We start from the raw sequence: 18,217 nt of genomic DNA, 5'->3' as shown, positions 1-18,217 counted from the left end.
CGCTGATACAAACGCAATCACTGCGAACTTGCTCATTTCCCTTGACCTCTTAATTGTTAAGAGGCACAATCCTAACTGCTTAGGTTTGGATCGGGCCTCGTTGGTGAATAATAACTAACGGGGCTTTTTCATTTCTGTTCCAAAATAAGTGAATTGAACCAGAAAGGCTCAAGCACCCAACCGCAGATTAGCAAAGTTTTATATTTTACGCACGATTTACCTCATAAAAATGCTTATTAAAAACACTTTATTCAGATATTATTATAAAAATAGTTAAATAGAATTTAAAATAAAAATCTATTTTTAAATCGTTATTTAAACTCTTCAACTTAAGAAAAATACTAAAATTTTCATTCAAAAAAAATAACACTTGCAAATAAAAATACATCCCGCTAATATCCCCAGCGTTTTCTATCCAATAACAAACTGCAAGGAGGTTTATCATGACAACAACTAATCAAACTCTTTGTGGGCATACTCAATACTAGGTTTCCTCTCTATTCAGTTTTGCCTGCTAATTCACCTTATTTTTTAATTAGAAATGAGTTTATGACTTATGGGCAATACCTTTCATTCTGTGAGCGAACACGTCAGTTATATCGCCACGGAAACAACTTGGATTGAAAGTAAAGCAATCCAACAATTACAAATTACTGCAAACCTACCCAATATGGTATCCGTCGTTGGTATGCCAGATCTCCACCCTGGTCGTGGGTATCCTATTGGTGCAGCATTTTTTTCTGCCAAACGGTTCTACCCAGCTCTGGTTGGGAATGACATTGGCTGCGGAATGAGTTTATTTCAAACGGATATTAAAAAATCAAAAGTTAATCTCGATAAGCTCGAAAAACAACTTTCTGAGATGCCGGACCATGCGCCATCAACATGGCTTGATGAATATGTTCCTCATGATATGAAATCACATGATTTTATGGCATCACTAAGTTCTATTGGCGGTGGTAATCATTTTGCTGAATTTCAATCAATCGATGAAATATTACAACCTGAATTATTTGCGAAAAGCAGTCTAAATAAACAGCAATTACTGTTACTTGTTCACAGTGGATCTCGTGGTTTGGGGCAATCTATCTTACGTCAACATGTTGAACGTCACAGCCACGATGGCCTTTTTGAAGACTCTGATGATGCAAAAGAATACCTTCATGCACATCAAAATGCGCTCAATTTTGCGCAAATAAATCGACGTTTAATTGGTTTACGTATGTTGCAGCAAGTAAAAGCAACAGGGGAGCTGAATTTAGATATCAACCATAATTTAGTCGAGCCTTGCAATATCAATGGCGTCGCTGGCTGGCTTCATCGCAAAGGTGCCACACCTTCTGACCGTGGCTTTGTGATTATCCCTGGCTCACGAGGTGATTACAGCTATTTAGTTTCCCCCCAGCCAAATGAAGCTTGTCTGAACTCCCTTGCTCATGGAGCGGGTCGTAAATGGATGCGAACTGAGTGCAAAGGACGGTTATCACACCGTTATACACCTCTTCAATTATCACGAACAGCGCTAGGGAGTCGTGTTATCTGTGCAAACAAACAATTGATTTACGAAGAAGCCCCACAATCTTATAAATCTATTGATACAGTGATTGAAAGTATGGTGAATATTGGAATTATTCAGGTCGTGGCTCGGCTAAAACCCATTATCACATATAAAACCAGTGGAGAATGTTAATTATGCTATTACAATTTTCCTCTGCACAAGGCCCTGAAGAATGCTGTATGGCTGTTGAAAAAGCACTCGCCTGTTTTTTACAAGATGCAACAGAGCTGCGAGTTTGCGTTGATATTTTAGAGTCATTCCCATCGAAACACGGGTTAAAGTCCGCCTTACTTTCTCTTGATGGAGAGCATGCAGAACAGCTAGCCCAAGCTTGGTGTGGTACGGTGCAATGGCAATGCCAGAGCCCTTTACGCCCTCGCCATAAACGAAAAAATTGGTTTATGAGTGTAATCCGCTTTTCACCGATTCAGCCTCTTGAAGAAAGTGAAATCGAATTTGAATTCACGAAAGCCCAAGGCGCAGGAGGGCAGCATGTGAATAAAACATCTTCTGCCGTTAGAGCAAGGCATGTGACAACGGGGATTACCGTAAAGGTTCAATCTGAACGTAGCCAACATGCGAACAAAAAATTGGCTAAACAATTGATACAATGGAAGCTTAATGAGCATCAATCACAACAATTAAATGCATTGGATAAGCAGCGTCACCATTCTCATTACCAGATTGAAAGGGGTAATGCTGCTATTACCTTTTCAGGTAAAGAGTTTAAACGATTGATATAATATAAAAATTAGTCACCCTTGAGCTATAGGGTGGCTAACTGGCTGAACTTAATTATGGCTGATACAGCATCGGGAGAGCCTCCATTGATTGCCCCGTAATATGACACTCTTTACCGCCCAACATGGATTTATCTGGTAATGGAAAACTGGCTATTTGCTCCCTTAACACAGCATCAGCACTGGATTTCTGAATAAAGTCTTCTTTCAGTGATTTATTTTTAAAATCACAAGGTGTGTGATAAATTAACTCAAAAGCTGACTCAATTTCTTCTATTTTTTTATTTACCGCATCAAGTGTCACTTGGTAGTCTTTGTTTTCTGCTTCAAGATAGTTAATTAAATAGGTATCTTTATTGCTCGAGTTAATTTCTGATTTTATTTGTTTTTTATTAAAATCAATTAATTCTTCAAGTTCTTTGCGAAACTTTCTTTCTTCATCCAAAATATTTAAATACTCTTCGCTATTAAAAAATAAATTCATAACTTAATCCACCCTTATTATTTCCATTTAAATTAATGATAAATTAGTCGTCATTTATAGCCGCAAGTAGATGACAAAATTAAAATAGCCAAATAATTTATAAATTCAATATCTATTTTATTGTTGAATGAATAGTTAGCGGCCAGCCTCCTTTCAGAGGCGGCATCAAGGGGGTAAACGCTAGAGAATTTTTTCGGTTAAAAACCAACCTGCTATACTTTCACGTTTTTGTTCTGTAGGTAGGACTTCATGAGGAAATTCTTCTGACATAAAAAAGATCATTCTTCCTGCTAAAGGCTCCAATTTAAACAGATGATTATCGTTTTTATCAAAAACAACAAGTTCTCCGCCATCGCCTGATTTCCATGACTCATTCATATATAAAACCGTTGTGACTTTACGACGGCCAACACCTCGCGGGTTATCAACGTGTTTTTTATAAAAACCCCCATTCGGGTAACGGCAAAAATGCGTTTCAAAATCCCGCAAGCCTAAATACAACTGGTAATTCAGTGCTTGGCGTATTTCCTCCATTTTATCCATATAAAGAGCAATGGGTGCTCCCATTTCAGGTTCTAACCATACAGTTTGGTCACCCCGAATCGCTCTATTGCCCTGCAATGAATCTCGATGGCCGATACGAGCATCTTGCAGTGTGTTTGGTATGCAGTGTTTTATCTCTTGGATATCTGATGAGATCAGAAAATCGTCCCACACATACCAACCCTGTGTGGAGAGTGAATCAATAAGTGCATTAATTGACATGATAAATATTAGGAAGGTTATTCGGTAAAACTTTATACGGCAAGAAACTTAAAAAATAAAATTAAAAACTTAAATCTTGATGATTAGCTGATTAAATCAAACTTAAAGACCAAAAAATTTGAATCAATGAAAAATTCACTTTTAAAAACAATATGTTCTTAGAAAACCATATAAATTAAACGAGGGAGAATACAACTCGCAGCTCTCCCAACCGTGCGTATTTTTAAATCATTTGATTAACAATATACCGTTACCAGACTTTTGCTTGTGCCGTTCTATGCATAGACAAACCAAGGTTACCTGTCTTTTGGTAACTACTAGCAAATTGTTCTGGTGTTGTTGAAGTCGTTCCTTCCCTAAGCACCTCGAACCCAGTCCCATAGTCAGCAAGAACTACAGTTGGGTCATACAACTCTTCGTTAAAATTTAAATTATTTTTCAGTTTAGAGAGAGTGATATTGAAACAGTTTTTATTGGCATCATTAATCAGTATTTCTGACTCGTATTGTAAATTTGCTATATTCCCTTCACTTTCATTGTACTCTTTTAGCAAGTTTAATAGGTTTTCATTTGCTTTCGAGCTTTTTCTTAAATGGAGTGTTTTAGTCTTCTTCATTGGCGTATGCCAAGAGTCAATATTATTTATTTTTCTCTCAAGCGACCTAGTATAGGCTAAGTTTTGCCCAATACTGTAATCAGTATAATTTTCTGTATTTATGTTTAACACTTTATCATTTAAATTTGAATAATTTTCCTTTATATAGTTATCTTTATTTTCACTGTTTTTATCTACATTAACCTTTAATAATTCCAGTGATTTCTTAAAGGCTGACTTCCCCCTAAATCTTTCCCCATCTATATCGTTGATATTTTTTTCTATTGCCTTTATTAATGATTTAGTAATCTCATCTCTTTTTATTAATAACTCATCCATTTCCGTGGATTTTAATTTTAATCCATCTAAGTCCTTATTGATATCATCTATATTTTTCATATATATTCCTTTATAAATAAAAATTAATTAGTACTAAAAAAGAGTAAGGTTAAAAATAAAAAATAACAAATTTTTATTTATTATAATTTTTATTAAATAATAATAGGTTCATATAAAAACACCGCCAATCGGCGGTGTTAAGAGAAGAAATCTATAAGGTTTCTAACCTTGCATAAGACGCTACCAGCCACTTAATACCTTGCCCTTGAAACGCAATTTGCAAACGACAATGCTCACCGCTGCCTTCAAGGTTAATAATCGTGCCTTCACCAAATTTTGGGTGCATTACTCGCTGGCCTAAAGCATAGCCGGAATCATTTTGACTGATAGGCGTACCAAGGCGCTGATGGCTAACTGGTCGTGAAACTGTAGCGCGTAAGCGAACCTCCTCCACACATTCCGTTGGGAGTTCGCCAATAAAACGCGATGGCCGGTGGTAAACTTCTTTACCATATAAACGGCGGCTTTCTGCATAAGTAATGGTGAGCTTTTCCATTGCTCGAGTGATACCGACGTAAGCTAAGCGACGCTCTTCTTCTAAACGACCACTTTCATCCATCGACATCTGACTCGGGAACATGCCTTCTTCCATGCCCACAATAAAGACCACTGGAAATTCCAAACCTTTGGCGGAGTGAAGTGTCATTAATTGAACGGCATCTTGGCTGACATCTGCTTGGCCTTCGCCTGATTCAAGGGCTGCATGGGATAAAAAAGCCTGCAATGGCATGAGATCTTGGTCTTCTTCTTGATAACTGAAGTCACGAGTCGCATTGACGAGTTCTTCCAAGTTTTCAATTCGAGCCTGTGCTTTTTCGCCTTTTTCTTGTTCATACATTGCACGCAGACCCGAGTCATTAATCACTCTATCTGCCTGAACATGTAATGGCATTTCTTGGGTTTCTTTCGCGAGTGCGTCAATCAGTTCTAAAAAGCGTTCGATGGATGCCGCTGCACGCCCACCAAGGACTTGCTCGCGAAGTAAGTACTCACAACTTTCCCATAATGTTAATTGCTGGTCACGTGCTGTTTGGCGCACAGTATCTAAAGTACGCTCACCAATCCCACGCGTCGGGGTGTTAACTACTCGCTCAAATGAAGCATCATCATTACGATTCGCAATCAGCCTTAAATAAGAAAGTGCATCTTTGATTTCCTGACGTTCAAAGAAGCGTTGCCCACCATAAATACGATACGGCATCGCACTTTGAATTAATGCTTCTTCAAGTACACGGGACTGCGCATTGCTACGGTATAACATGGCGCAATCTTGTAAAGCACCACCATTTTCCTGCCATTGTTTGATGCGCCCCACGACATAGCGAGCTTCATCTAATTCATTAAATGCACAATAAAGCGAAATCGGTTCGCCGTCTCCGCCTTCCGTCCATAAATTCTTCCCTAAACGGTCGCTATTATTGGCAATTAATGTATTCGCGGCTTTTAGAATGTTGTTGGTTGAACGGTAGTTTTGTTCAAGCCGAATAGTTTCTGCACCAGGAAAATCATTGAGGAAACGCTGAATATTTTCAACTTGTGCACCACGCCAGCCGTAAATCGATTGATCATCGTCCCCGACGATCATCACTTTGCCCGTTTCCCCCGCCAACACGCGGATCCATGCATATTGAATACTATTTGTGTCTTGGAATTCATCCACCAAAATATTGGTGAAACGCTCGCGGTAATGTTGCAGCACATGGGGTTTATTCAGCCACAGCTCGTGAGCACGCAATAGTAATTCTGCAAAGTCCACCAGCCCAGCTCGGTCGCACGCTTCTTGATAAGCTTGGTAGACTTTTAACCACGTTGCCTCAACAGGGTTTCCATAACTTTCAATGTGTTGTGGACGAAGCCCTTCATCTTTTTTGCCATTGATGTACCACATACCTTGACGCGGTGGCCATTGCTTTTCATCAAGGTTCATGGCTTTAAGTAACCGACGAATTAAGCGGTATTGGTCGTCACTATCTAAAATTTGAAAATCTTGCGGTAAGTTGGCATCCATGTAGTGCTGGCGTAACAAGCGATGTGCCAAACCGTGGAATGTACCAATCCACATGCCACCTTCGCTACTGCCAATCAATTGATTGATTCGATGGCGCATTTCAGCCGCGGCTTTGTTGGTAAAGGTCACCGCCATAATCGAAAATGGCGAGGCATTCTCAACGGACATCAACCATGCAATTCGGTGTACCAATACGCGCGTTTTCCCACTTCCAGCTCCCGCAAGAACAAGTAAATTGGTACGCGGGGCAGCAACCGCTTCGCGCTGTTTGTCGTTTAGACCTTCGAGCAGATAAGAGACGTCCATAGTTACCATCAAAGCAAAACAGTGGCAAATACCACTGTGTTTTTATACATGAAAAATGATTATACCAATGATAAGAGAGATTCCAACTGGGAAATTTCAACGTGCGGCAATAAACGTACGTCTTTTTCTTCCATCAGTGTTTTTTGACTTGGGTTTATCCAGCAAGCTTGCATACCGCTATTAATCGCACCTTCCACATCAGTGAGCAAATTATCCCCCACATGCAAAATAAACTGTGGTTCGATATCTAAGCGCTGCGCGGCTAGTCGGTACATATCGCAAAAAGGTTTCGAGCGCCCATCCGGGCCTGCTTTTAAAACAAACTGAAAATAATTCCCCAAACCACACGCATCAGGCTGCGCATTACCATTGGTAATCGCCACTAACGGCACTTTTTCAGCGAGCTGAAGTAAGGTTTTATGCGTTGATTCAGGGATATCGATTTGATTACGCCAATACGTAAAATGCGCCATGATATCATCTGCGCCTTTTTCAGCATCTTCCCGCGAATAACCATAATGGCAAAACATCATTTTCGATGAAAGCCAACGCCAACGTGAAATATCATGAAAAATTTCAGGTTCTTGCTCTTCCACTAGACGGCGAAAAGCGTACAAATCATCATTATTAAAATGATTGAATTGTGGGTCATATTCACGCACAAAACGTAAAACTTCCTCTTCCGTTTTATCAATAACAGGGTGGTTATCGTAAAGCGTGTCATCCAAATCAAACGTAATCGCTTTAATTGGCGATAGCGGGCGGTAAAAATGCATTAAGGTTTCTCCCTCTTTGCTCTCGGATGAGCCACATCATAAACGTTTGCTAAGTGCTGAAAATCTAGGTGCGTATAGATTTGTGTTGTTGATAAATTCGCATGGCCTAAAAGTTCCTGCACTCCACGTAAATTCCCGCTTGATTCAAGGATATGTGTCGCAAAAGAGTGGCGTAATTTGTGTGGGTTAATATGGCTGTTAACCCCTTGTTTGATGCCCCATTGTTCAAACCGCTTTTGAACATTTCGGTTCGAAATTCGCTTACCACTTTGGGTAGAAATAAATACAGCATCATCTTCAGGTTCATACAATTCGCGCATTTCTAACCAGCGCTGTAACCAGCTCACCGCCGTTTTCCCTAGTGGAATTTTGCGTTCTTTGCTGCCTTTACCCATCACCTTGACTTCACCCATTGTTAAATCAAGATGACGGACATTTAACCCAACCAGCTCTGACAAACGTAGACCTGCGCCGTACATCACTTCCAACATGGTTCTATCTCGAACAACCAGCGGATCGCCGCTGTCCATATTCAGAAGCTGGGAAACTTCATCCACATCCATATTCTTTGGCAGACGTTTTTTGGCCTTCGGCGCTTGAATCGCTTTGGCTGGGTTGGCTGGCAGTTCACCTTGGTGAACCATCCAATCACAAAAACTTCTTAATGATGAAAGACGTAGCGCCATACTGGCCGCTTGAAGCCCCGATTTTCGGCTTTTTGCTGCAATATTTCGAACGAGTGTGGTATCGAGCTTTTTCCATTCATCAATTTTCATTGAAACCAGCATTTCAACAATCACACTGAGCTGGCGACGGTAATTTGTAATCGTGACAGGGCTTAACCGCCGCTCAACACGTAAATAACGCAAGAATGCTTCAACTTGGATCATCAGCCCATCGGGCTGAGCATCTACAGGCGTTCTATCCATTGGCTTAATAACCTCGGAAGAATTTGAGCGACTTTTTCTAACATTACCGTGCCCATTCCATATTGGTAATGTTCACGAGAGCGACTGGTAAAAATCACCATGCCAGATTCACCATGGTGACCAAATAATGAAATCGCCACGGATCCCACATTCAATGCTTCTGGCAACAGTAACTGAATTTCAGGGCCATTTAAGCGCCCAAGATAATTCTGCCTTTCACCAAACCGTTGAATTCTCACGGGTTCAAAAACACGACGGGAAATCACTAATTGATGCGCATCGAGAGGTGCTGATAAACGCCAGCTGTCACTAAATAGACGAACAGACGCACCTGACAAGCCCAGTTTTTTCGCCCAGCGATTAAGCGCTTGTAGCATTTCTTGTAAGCTTTTTGATGATGACATTTCAATCACCAGCAGTAATAACTCATCAAAAAGCTCCACATTTTCATGCGCTTGCTCAACCATAAAACGGATATCTTGCTCAAGTTCTTTAATTTTGATCCGTTGGCGGCTCATCACTAACTCAGGTAAGGACACCGCCCCGTTCACCACGTGGGGAACATTTATTTGCTCAACAAGCGCTGGGTGGCGTAGAAAAAAATAAGGATTTTCCTTTAAGTACTGCACCACGTCATTTTCATCCATTTGATGAATCTGTTTGGATGCTTTTTCAGTTTTATCCATACTATCCTCTTTGCCCTTTCAAGATTATATCTGGATCACTCCATCATAAACGTGTGCCGCAGGGCCCGTCATATAGAGAGGTGCTCCCGGCCCATCCCAAGAAATAGCAAGGGAACCTCCGGGTAAATCCACACGAACCCGTTTAGCTAATAAACCTTGAGAAATCCCAACTGCGACGGCAGCACACGCACCGCTACCACACGCTTGAGTTTCCCCCGCACCACGTTCATAAACACGCAAACGGATATGCTCTGCGCTAACGATTTCCATAAAACCAATATTAGCACGTTCAGGAAAACGCTCATGACTTTCGAGCGCTGGGCCTAATATTTCCACTTCCGCAGTATGGATGCTTTCCACTTGGATAACACAATGCGGGTTACCCATTGAAACGACACCACACAACACTGTACGTTCTTGTGCTCGGATAATATAGGTTTTTTCTTCCTTAACTGCGCGAAATGGAACTCTCTGTGGCTCAAAATCAGGTTCACCCATATTCACGCTGACATCATCATTTTCGTTAATGGTTAATGTCATGCGACCTGATTGAGTACTCACTTTAATTTTTTGCTTATTGGTTAAACCTTTAAGACGAACAAAACGTGCAAAACAACGAGCCCCATTACCACATTGGGAAACCTCACTACCATCCGCATTAAAAATGCGATAATGAAAATCGAGATCAGGGTCATAAGGCGCTTCAACCAACAAAAGTTGGTCAAAACCAACCCCAGTATGTCTATCGGCTAGGCGACAAATCATTTCTGGGGAGAAATACACATTTTGGGTTACTCCATCAACCACCATGAAGTCATTGCCTAAGCCATGCATTTTAGAGAATTGCATTTCACGCTCCATAGCGGCAACTTACTGGTTGATTGCTTGAGCAGGCTCTTTTACTGAGCTGCTTGGAGCAGTAGGTTGCACATCAGATGTTTGCGACGATGCCGCATTCTCTTCTGGTGGAAAATAAAGAGGGCCTTTTAATCCACAGCCAGAAAGGGTAAATAAAACAACAAGTGCGCTAAGCCCAACTAAACTTTTTTTCATTCTTTTTCGCCTGTAATACTCACTTTTGACATCTGATATTTTTACACAATAACAGGACTGAACCCGCAAATCACGTCTGTTTATCAAGCATGTTGACATTATATACTTTAGGCTAAATTTAATCTGAAAATTTTAAGGGCTTCCCTCCCCGCGCGTTCCCCCCTATAATTTTCATTAACTATAATAATTTCAATCAACTAATTTTGAGCAAACAGGAACTTAACCGTGAATGACAGCGAATTTCATCAGCTAGCAGAAACGCTGCTTAGCGCAATTGAAGAGCATTTAGATAATTATGATGGCGATGCCGATATTGATTGTGAGATTAATGGCGGTGTGATGACCCTCAGCTTTGAAGATGGCAGCAAGATCATTATCAATAAGCAAGAAGCGTTTCATCAGATGTGGTTAGCCACCAAACAAGGTGGGTATCACTATGATTATCAAGATGGAAATTGGATTTGTGACCGTTCAGGTCATGAGTTTAAAACAAAATTGGCAGAAGCTATCGCGTTTCAAAGCCAAGAACCGTTTTCTTTCTAAGAAACATAACGTGACCGGCAGGCAAAAGCCTGCTCGCAATGAAGAAATCAATAATAGTGCGCTTGTTGCTGCCCTTGTGGCGCTAAGCGCATATCATGCCCAATTTCATCACTTTCATCTTCTGCACCAAACGGCCATGTCACACCAGAAAACGCCACCACTTGGTTTTTACCCTCTTGATTAATAATCTGGTAAAACTGAGGTAGATTAAAATTAATAAAATTAGCACCGTAAGTGAAACGGTCATGGGAAGATGAGTAGAATTTACTCACATCACGTACTAAATCTTCTTTCGAACCTTCACAGTGAGAATAGATTTCGACACGGTTAGCTTCATCTAAGACGTAGATATTAAAGCCTGTATTATCTGGGGTGTTTTCAAAGAAAAACTGCACAATGCCTTCACTGGCATAGCCATCAACGACCGCAGGTAAGTGATTATCACTTTTCGCTTGCAGTTTAACTGGCCAACCGTGCAATTTGTTATGAGAAATTGCACCATAGAATTCAACCGCATTTTCGAGTTTTTGTACTGAAACATTTAGGCGTTCAAAGAATAGCCCCCACGTTTGCCCCGCAATACGTAACGCTTTAAAACGTCCCGGATCATTACGATTACTGGATAAACGCAGCTCAACACACTCGGAAACTAACTGTTGCACACGGGTACGAATCAAGCCACGTAAGTGCTCACTATAACAAAAGACTTCGACAGCTTCTGGTGGTGCCGCATCTTGGTGCATCTTACCTAAAATGGTTTTTAATGCTTCTAACATACATTGCTCGCCGCTGAAATGCAGGGTTCTCACCTCATTCCATGAATTGCGGTACAACAAATCGATGCTGCCGATAAGGCATTGTTGTGACTCACCAAAGCTGAAAATATCCAGCTTCCTGAAATCCACGTGCACCACTTGCTCAGAATAAACCTGAGTCGGGTCTTTTTCTAAGTTAACGATAATGGCAAGGTGGCGAATTTCACACGGGCTATACAGCGCTTTTGGTGTGGGTGCAGGCAAACGAATTGGGAAATGGCTAGAGACGTCATGCATTAACTCAAGCAGTTTTCGCTCATCACACTGAGATTGCCCATTGTGCATATACACTTGCGTATTTTCAGTCAGTAACCCGTTGAAATACGCCCATGCCACCAACTTATTCAAATAGCGGTTATATTCAAGAGGTTGATGACCAATAATCGCGTCAATATTTGGTGCTTGATTATACAGATACCAGCCACTGCGATTCGCACGCCCTGCGGGCACGTAAATAAAGGTTAAGTGAGATTCACTTAAGTCAGGAGAAATCTGCGGGTTCACCAAGGTCACTTTACCCGGTAAGGCTTCAAAAGCCGCATATAACTTACGTGTTAATACCCCAATATCTTGTGGGCTTGCACTAACACTTAAATTATTTCGACGCGCAAAACGAATAAGGTTTCGATAGCTTTGCATCATCGTGTCGAGTAATTCATTATGCGCTTCACGAACACGTTCAATTTTCCATTGATTACGTGAATCGAGTAACGCTAAACGTTCCGCACTCCATCCCCATGATTCAACAAGTTGAGATAGCACATCACGACGCCAACCAGAGCAGGCATTGCCATCATCTTCAGAGAGTTTTTCACAGACTTTGAGGTAAAAACAGCGACGGATCAAATCAAGGCGAGTAGAGTCATTGATTTCGGTGAGATAGCGCGTAACGCGGTCTAACATCAGGCAGTATGAATCTAAACCGTAACTCACGATTTCGCCTGCATGTAGATGGCGTTTAAATTCCATTGCCAGTAATTTACCGTGGGGGTAATCCCATGAATAAGACTCAAGCAAAATGCTTTTTAATACCGCTTTATAGGGTGAATCGACGCTTTTATATAACTGCCACAAGCTGGCACCAAAGTATTCTGCGGCTGACAGCTCACCTAACCCGCCTAAATCTAGCCATTCGTTTGGCGTCAATACACCTTGTGCATATAACCCCATGACGTATTCATCGTAATGCTGTTCTTCTTCAACAGGCACCATCGTCCACAGCAAACGTTTTCCCGCCATGCGCACAGCAGTACGATAAAACTCATCTAATAACAGGATATGCTGCGTTGAGCCGCAATTTTCCCCACCAATATGCCCACTGGCATGGTGACGAAAACGGTTTTCATCAATTAAAAAGATGGTGACATCAATGCCTAAAGACGCTGCCCACTGCTCAATCAACGTACATTTCTTTTGCAGAAAGCATTTTTCTTCGTGATCAAGCCATGATGGATGACAAACCCACACATCAATATCAGAACAGTGGCTTTGCCCAACCGAAGAGGTACTGCCCATTGAATAAATTCCAGTGATAGGTAATTCACCATTAGCACTCGAATCTGTGGGTAAGAAGCGTTCAAATTGCTCTAACCATTTCATTTGCTCTGTATCTGGGGAGAAAAAACATACACCATGAGGGACGCTACCTTCGATAAAACCAGGCATCATAGGATGATGATAATGAAACAAGACTGGCAGCAAGCTATAAACCTGTGAAAAGGTTTCGCTCATAGACGCCGTCGCGCGCTCTAACCGTAATTGGTTTATCGCATCAAGTCTTTGTTTTAAGGTTTCAATATAGAGATACAAAGGTTACGCCTGACTGTAATGAATGTAATACAAATCTGGAAATTTCCCAGCACCCAACAGATAGAGATAGATTTAAAAAAGTTTTCAAATGAATTGTCGGAAACGTGATCAATTTAACACCTTGGAGCAAAAGGGTAAAGTAGATCACATAATTTTATACGCTTATTTTTGATACAAAATGCTTTTCAACATATTGTATAAAAAGGCTTTTTATTTTTTAACTCGGTAGAATATCCCTTGTTTTTCAATGGAATAATATCACTCATAGGAATTGTTTAACAAAATAACAATTCAAAAAGATATTAAGTACAATACGCACGGCGCCTGTGCTTGCACGCTTCAACACAAATTTATGCAAATCCCGCCCCTCACAATGGCGTAAATAGCACGATAAGCTAAAGAAATAACTCAATTGCTATCTTAGGTCATCATCTTTTGAATCACTTTCCTGCATCATGGTCACAAATATAAATCTGTTACAAATAATCTGGATGGTGATTTTGTACCCAACTGGAAAAAAAATCCTTAACATGTTAAAACTAATGCCAATTGTATGGTTAATACACGGCAATTTTCGCCAGAGAAAACAGCAAAATGACATCAACAAATATCGTACGCATTGCAACGCGTAAAAGCCCTCTCGCCTTATGGCAGGCGCATTTTGTCAAAGACAAACTAGAGCTGCTTCACCCCGGTTTACAGGTTGAGCTTGTCCCTATGGTGACAAAAGGCGACATCATTCTTGATACCCCGCTGGCAAAAGTAGGTGGAAAAGGGTTATTTGTTAAAGAGCTGGAGCTTGCGTTATTAGAAGGACGTGCGGATATTGCCGTTCATTCAATGAAAGACGTGCCCGTTGAATTCCCTGAAGGACTTGGTTTAGTTACTATCTGCGAACGCGAAGACCCTCGTGATGCCTTTGTATCTAATCAGTACGACAATATTGATGCCTTGCCAACAGGCAGTGTTGTAGGCACATCAAGTTTACGCCGCCAGTGCCAACTCAGAGAACTCCGCCCTGATTTAGTCATTCGTGATTTACGCGGTAATGTGGGCACTCGCTTATCAAAACTCGATAACGGCGAATACGATGCCATTATCCTAGCTGTTGCGGGTCTAAAACGCTTAGGGCTTGAAGCGCGTATTCGTACTGCACTTGAGCCTGAACAATGTTTACCCGCTGTTGGGCAAGGTGCTGTTGGCATTGAATGTCGATTAGATGATACGGTAACCCGTGAGTTACTTGCGGCACTGAACGATGATGATACCTCGACTTGCGTACTTGCAGAGCGTGCGATGAATATGCGCTTAGAAGGCGGATGCCAAGTTCCTATCGGCAGCTATGCAATTTGGCAAGATGACAAAATTTGGTTACGTGCCCTTGTCGGTGCACCAGACGGTAGCGTGATTATTCGCGGTGAGCGGCTTATCACCCCACAAGAGGCCAGCCAAGCGGGTGTTTCATTAGCTGAAGAGCTATTAGAACAAGGCGCGAGAGAAATTTTAGCTGAAGTGTATAAAGGAAACTCGCCTGCATGAGAGTTCTTGTCACACGCCCTGAACCTTCAGGCTCAGAGCTGATAGCGGCAATAACCTCAATAGGTGGGCAAGCTTATGCCTCTCCTTTAATTCGTATTGGGCCAGGGGCTGAGCTCAATACTTTGGTCACTCAGCTCGATGCCCTAGAAACGAACGATCTGGTCTTTCTTTTGTCCAAAAATGCAGTCGAATACGCAAATTTAACGCTTGAACAAACGGGACGTAGCTGGTCTGATAAGTTATCTTACTATGGAATAGGTCGTTCTACTGGGCAGTATTTTCAGCACACGACAGGGCAAACAGCACATTGGGCTGACCATGGGGAAACCAGTGAAGTGCTTCTTACCCTTCCTGAGCTCCAATTTTTAGAAGGCAAACGTGCCCTTTTATTGCGGGGAAATGGTGGGCGAGAGCTTCTCGCATCCACATTACGCTCGCGTGGAGCCCACGTTGATTATTGCGAGTGTTACGCAAGGTTGCCTGTAAATTACGACAAAATACAATTCAATCAGAAATGGGTGCAAACCGAGATTACTGATGTCGTAATCACTAGCGGGCAAATGTTAGCCTTGCTTGAAGAATTAATCACCGATGAATATCGAGCATGGTGGTTTTCCCGCCGCCTGCTGGTTGTCAGTGAACGGATTGCAGATCTCGCCCGCCAAAGTGGATGGCAGAAGGTCTGTGTAGCGAATAGCGCAGATAATAATGCTTTAATTGAAGCATTAATTTCAACCGATATGGGATGCTAATTTATGACGGAACACGATAAAACGACCGAGACGGTGACGCCAGAAACAGGTGAAAAATCAACAGTTCACCGCGAAACTAAACCTTCCTCGGAACAAAAACGTTCTGGTCTCGTAGGCGGGATTATTGCTATTGCGGTTATCATCGCCATTGGTGGTGGCCTCTATTATTTCACTCAACAAAGTAATGCTAAATTAGTTAATGAAAACAATGAACTAAAACAGCAACTAAGTGATTTAATTGATCAGCAAAATTCAGATAGGCAACGTGTAGATGCCTTGATTGCTGCCAACAAAGATATCAAAAATCATGCCGTTGAATATGAAGATAAATTAAATCGCCGTATGCAAGAGCTGCAAGCTCATGTCACCGCACTTTCAAGTACCGATGTCAAAAGCTGGCTGATCGCCCAAGCCGACTTCATGGTGAAGATGGCCGGTCGCAAATTGTGGAATGATCATGACCCTGTGACCGCGGCAGTTCTGCTAAAGAGTGCAGACTCCAGTTTAGCGGAAATGAACGACCCAAGCCTGCTGGATATTCGTAAATCCATCAATAATGACATGGCAAAACTGGCTGCGATTAACCAGATTGACTATGACGGCATTATCTTAAAGTTAAATCAGCTTAGTAATGAGGTTGATAACTTGCGCCTCGCCGATTTAAACAGTGGTGATGCAGCGGATGATAATAACAGTGATGTAAGTGACGATATTTCCGATTGGAAACAAAACTTGTCACGCAGCTGGAAAAGCTTCACGAGTGATTTTATTACCGTTCGCGCTCGTGACGGTTCAGAAGCTCCACTATTAGCCCCAAACCAAGATATTTATTTACGTGAGAATATTCGTTCACAGCTTTTAATTGCCGCCCAAGCGGTTCCTCGTTATCAAGAAGAAACGTATAAGCAGTCATTAGAACAAGCTTCTACATGGGTGAGAGCCTATTTTGATACCGAAGCGCCAGCGACAAAGGCTTTTTTAGCGACCATTGATGAGCTAATCAATCAACCGATTGATGTTGAAATGCCTGATGCTCTCGAAAGTCAAGAAAAGCTCGAAAAATTGATGCAAACGCGCGTTCGCAGCTTGCTTTCACAGACTGAAACTGACAAATCCACTGATGGTGCAGTTGATGCCGCCGCTGAGGCAGTAAAAGACGCAACAAAAGCCGCAAAAGATGCCGTTCCTGCTACTGATGCACAAACGCCGGATACAGAACACCCTTTTGAATCCGCAGAGCCTGCTGGCAATAGGGGGTAATGATGATTAAGGTATTAATCCTCTTTCTGGTTCTGATTGCGGGAGTGATCTTAGGCCCACTATTGGCGGGTCACCAAGGTTATGTCTTTATCCGTACAGATAATTATGACATTACCACCAGTGTCACTAGCCTCGTTTTAGGTTTCATCCTGCTGCAATTTGTGCTGCTATTCCTTGGTTGGTGCTATCGCCGTTTTATGAGTACCACTTCGCGCACGAAAGGATGGGTGAGTGGTCGAAAATACCATAAAGCCCACACTCAAACCCAAAAAGCGTTGCTGAAATTAGCTGAAGGCGACTTTGAGCAAGTTGAAAAGCTGATGAGTAAGCATGCCGATTTCTCTCAACAGCCAGTGATTAACTATTTGATGGCCGCTGAAGCTGCACAACAACGTGGTGATGAGTTCCGTACCCACCAGTATTTAGACCGTGCTGCTGAAGCTGCGGGGAGCGACCAACTCCCTGTCGATATTTGCCGTGTGCGTATTCAGCTTGCTGAAGGTGAAGTCCATGCCGCTCGTAATGGTATCGATAAACTGATTGATAAAGCCCCAAGACACCCCGAAGTTTTACGTCTTGCTGAACAAGCTTACCTACGTTCGGGCGCGTACCAAGCATTGATCGAATTACTCCCAGTGATGGCAAAAATTCAGTTTCATAATGAAGACGAACTCGATGCATTAAAGCTGAAAGCTTACAAAGGGTTAATGAACCAATGCATGGCTGAAGGTGGAAGTGATGGCCTGAAAGATTGGTGGAAATCACAACCTCGTCGTGTTCGCCATGAAACCGCACTTCAAGCCTTCTTAGCTGAGCACTTGATTGAGTGTGGTGATACCAAAAGCGCAGAAAAAATGATTATTGATGGATTAAAGCAACAATATGATGAGCGCTTACTGCTGCTAGTACCAAAAATTAACAGCGATCACCCTGAAGCTATCGAAAAAACATTACTGCATCTGCAAAAACAAAATGGTGCCACACCTTTATTAAACAGTACATTAGGTGTTTTATCGTTACAGAATGCTCAGTGGGAAAAAGCAGAGTCTTACTTTAAAGCTGCGTTAGCACAGCGCTTTGATGTTCAAGATGCTTCATGGCTCGCAGATACTTACGATAAGCTGCATAAACCAAATGAAGCCGCTAAGGTTCGTCAAGAAGCCTTAACGCATTCATTGAAGCAAGAACGCACTTAAGTAT

Annotated in this window: 17 protein-coding genes; 7 read left to right on the top strand and 10 right to left on the bottom strand. The window is 41.9% G+C overall.

Features of this window, described 5'->3' with window-relative positions; genetic code table 11:
• Nucleotides 1-556 precede the first annotated feature (556 nt).
• Nucleotides 557-1,690: an RNA ligase RtcB family protein gene (locus tag AC4IFO_RS18665; RefSeq protein ID WP_490736651.1), complete on the top strand. Its 1,134-nt coding sequence runs from the start codon at nt 557-559 to the stop codon at nt 1,688-1,690.
• A 2-nt stretch (nt 1,691-1,692) separates the two neighbouring features.
• Nucleotides 1,693-2,301 (top strand): peptide chain release factor H, encoded by a 609-nt coding sequence (gene prfH / locus AC4IFO_RS18660; protein ID WP_490736649.1) that lies wholly within the window; start codon nt 1,693-1,695, stop codon nt 2,299-2,301.
• Nucleotides 2,302-2,353: 52 nt separating this feature from the next.
• On the opposite strand, the gene AC4IFO_RS18655 is transcribed toward prfH, so the two are convergent.
• The 9 genes from AC4IFO_RS18655 to lptM all read right to left on the bottom strand — a co-directional run bounded on the left by AC4IFO_RS18655 (nt 2,354) and on the right by lptM (nt 10,299).
• Entirely contained in the window at nt 2,354-2,782 is a 429-nt protein-coding gene (locus tag AC4IFO_RS18655; protein WP_490736647.1) for a hypothetical protein, read from the bottom strand.
• 180 nt (nt 2,783-2,962) lie between these two features.
• Nucleotides 2,963-3,547: a 2OG-Fe(II) oxygenase gene (locus AC4IFO_RS18650; RefSeq protein WP_490736645.1), complete on the bottom strand. Its 585-nt coding sequence runs from the start codon at nt 3,545-3,547 to the stop codon at nt 2,963-2,965.
• A gap of 250 nt (nt 3,548-3,797) precedes the next feature.
• Nucleotides 3,798-4,541: a hypothetical protein gene (locus AC4IFO_RS18645; protein WP_490736643.1), complete on the bottom strand. Its 744-nt coding sequence runs from the start codon at nt 4,539-4,541 to the stop codon at nt 3,798-3,800.
• Nucleotides 4,542-4,692: 151 nt separating this feature from the next.
• Nucleotides 4,693-6,855 (bottom strand): DNA helicase II, encoded by a 2,163-nt coding sequence (gene uvrD / locus AC4IFO_RS18640; protein WP_219244949.1) that lies wholly within the window; start codon nt 6,853-6,855, stop codon nt 4,693-4,695.
• Between the two features lie 59 nt (nt 6,856-6,914).
• Entirely contained in the window at nt 6,915-7,631 is a 717-nt protein-coding gene (gene yigB / locus AC4IFO_RS18635) for a 5-amino-6-(5-phospho-D-ribitylamino)uracil phosphatase YigB (RefSeq protein WP_490736640.1), read from the bottom strand.
• Nucleotides 7,631-8,560 carry a tyrosine recombinase XerC gene (gene xerC, locus AC4IFO_RS18630; protein WP_490736638.1) on the bottom strand — a complete coding sequence of 310 codons (930 nt, stop codon included), beginning with the start codon at nt 8,558-8,560 and terminating at the stop codon, nt 7,631-7,633. The genes yigB and xerC overlap by 1 nt, the downstream gene beginning before the upstream one ends.
• Nucleotides 8,542-9,246: a DUF484 domain-containing protein gene (locus AC4IFO_RS18625; protein ID WP_490736636.1), complete on the bottom strand. Its 705-nt coding sequence runs from the start codon at nt 9,244-9,246 to the stop codon at nt 8,542-8,544. Before AC4IFO_RS18625 ends, xerC begins: the two co-directional genes overlap by 19 nt.
• A 24-nt stretch (nt 9,247-9,270) precedes the next feature.
• Nucleotides 9,271-10,095, bottom strand: coding sequence for a diaminopimelate epimerase (dapF, locus tag AC4IFO_RS18620; protein ID WP_490736634.1), 825 nt, complete (start codon nt 10,093-10,095; stop codon nt 9,271-9,273).
• A 21-nt stretch (nt 10,096-10,116) separates the two neighbouring features.
• Nucleotides 10,117-10,299, bottom strand: a complete 183-nt coding sequence (gene lptM, locus AC4IFO_RS18615) for an LPS translocon maturation chaperone LptM (protein WP_490736632.1) — start codon at nt 10,297-10,299, stop codon at nt 10,117-10,119.
• Nucleotides 10,300-10,524: 225 nt separating this feature from the next.
• Between lptM and cyaY the strand changes: the two genes are divergently transcribed.
• On the top strand, nt 10,525-10,842 hold the full coding sequence (cyaY, locus tag AC4IFO_RS18610; RefSeq protein ID WP_219244955.1) for an iron donor protein CyaY: 318 nt from the start codon (nt 10,525-10,527) through the stop codon (nt 10,840-10,842).
• Nucleotides 10,843-10,889: 47 nt separating this feature from the next.
• Here the strand turns inward: cyaY and AC4IFO_RS18605 are convergent, their stop codons facing one another.
• Nucleotides 10,890-13,466, bottom strand: coding sequence for a class I adenylate cyclase (locus tag AC4IFO_RS18605; RefSeq protein ID WP_490736630.1), 2,577 nt, complete (start codon nt 13,464-13,466; stop codon nt 10,890-10,892).
• Nucleotides 13,467-14,060: 594 nt separating this feature from the next.
• Here AC4IFO_RS18605 and hemC point away from each other — a divergent pair.
• The 4 genes from hemC to hemY are packed head-to-tail and all read left to right on the top strand — an operon-like array spanning nt 14,061 to nt 18,213.
• Nucleotides 14,061-15,005, top strand: coding sequence for a hydroxymethylbilane synthase (hemC, locus tag AC4IFO_RS18600; protein ID WP_490736628.1), 945 nt, complete (start codon nt 14,061-14,063; stop codon nt 15,003-15,005).
• Nucleotides 15,002-15,757, top strand: a complete 756-nt coding sequence (locus AC4IFO_RS18595; protein ID WP_490736626.1) for a uroporphyrinogen-III synthase — start codon at nt 15,002-15,004, stop codon at nt 15,755-15,757. Before hemC ends, AC4IFO_RS18595 begins: the two co-directional genes overlap by 4 nt.
• A 3-nt stretch (nt 15,758-15,760) precedes the next feature.
• Complete coding sequence (gene hemX, locus AC4IFO_RS18590) at nt 15,761-17,017, top strand: uroporphyrinogen-III C-methyltransferase (protein ID WP_490736624.1); 1,257 nt, start codon at nt 15,761-15,763, stop codon at nt 17,015-17,017.
• A 2-nt stretch (nt 17,018-17,019) separates the two neighbouring features.
• Complete coding sequence (gene hemY / locus AC4IFO_RS18585) at nt 17,020-18,213, top strand: protoheme IX biogenesis protein HemY (protein ID WP_490736622.1); 1,194 nt, start codon at nt 17,020-17,022, stop codon at nt 18,211-18,213.
• Nucleotides 18,214-18,217: the final 4 nt, after the last annotated feature.

The organism is Providencia sp. UF-224 (assembly GCF_058245955.1).
This window is presented reverse-complemented; position numbering and strand designations above follow the sequence as displayed.

Bases quoted from the DNA above. Each gene is read 5' to 3' on its own strand.
- AC4IFO_RS18665 (WP_490736651.1), top strand. From the start codon at position 557: ATGGGCAATACCTTTCATTCTGTGAGCGAACACGTCAGTTATATCGCC.
- AC4IFO_RS18645 (WP_490736643.1), bottom strand. From the start codon at position 4,541: ATGAAAAATATAGATGATATCAATAAGGACTTAGATGGATTAAAATTA.
- AC4IFO_RS18625 (WP_490736636.1), bottom strand. From the start codon at position 9,246: ATGGATAAAACTGAAAAAGCATCCAAACAGATTCATCAAATGGATGAA.
- lptM (WP_490736632.1), bottom strand. From the start codon at position 10,299: ATGAAAAAAAGTTTAGTTGGGCTTAGCGCACTTGTTGTTTTATTTACC.
- hemC (WP_490736628.1), top strand. From the start codon at position 14,061: ATGACATCAACAAATATCGTACGCATTGCAACGCGTAAAAGCCCTCTC.
- xerC (WP_490736638.1), bottom strand. From the start codon at position 8,560: ATGGATAGAACGCCTGTAGATGCTCAGCCCGATGGGCTGATGATCCAA.
- yigB (WP_490736640.1), bottom strand. From the start codon at position 7,631: ATGCATTTTTACCGCCCGCTATCGCCAATTAAAGCGATTACGTTTGAT.
- prfH (WP_490736649.1), top strand. From the start codon at position 1,693: ATGCTATTACAATTTTCCTCTGCACAAGGCCCTGAAGAATGCTGTATG.
- AC4IFO_RS18655 (WP_490736647.1), bottom strand. From the start codon at position 2,782: ATGAATTTATTTTTTAATAGCGAAGAGTATTTAAATATTTTGGATGAA.
- uvrD (WP_219244949.1), bottom strand. From the start codon at position 6,855: ATGGACGTCTCTTATCTGCTCGAAGGTCTAAACGACAAACAGCGCGAA.
- AC4IFO_RS18595 (WP_490736626.1), top strand. From the start codon at position 15,002: ATGAGAGTTCTTGTCACACGCCCTGAACCTTCAGGCTCAGAGCTGATA.
- AC4IFO_RS18650 (WP_490736645.1), bottom strand. From the start codon at position 3,547: ATGTCAATTAATGCACTTATTGATTCACTCTCCACACAGGGTTGGTAT.
- dapF (WP_490736634.1), bottom strand. From the start codon at position 10,095: ATGCAATTCTCTAAAATGCATGGCTTAGGCAATGACTTCATGGTGGTT.
- hemX (WP_490736624.1), top strand. From the start codon at position 15,761: ATGACGGAACACGATAAAACGACCGAGACGGTGACGCCAGAAACAGGT.
- hemY (WP_490736622.1), top strand. From the start codon at position 17,020: ATGATTAAGGTATTAATCCTCTTTCTGGTTCTGATTGCGGGAGTGATC.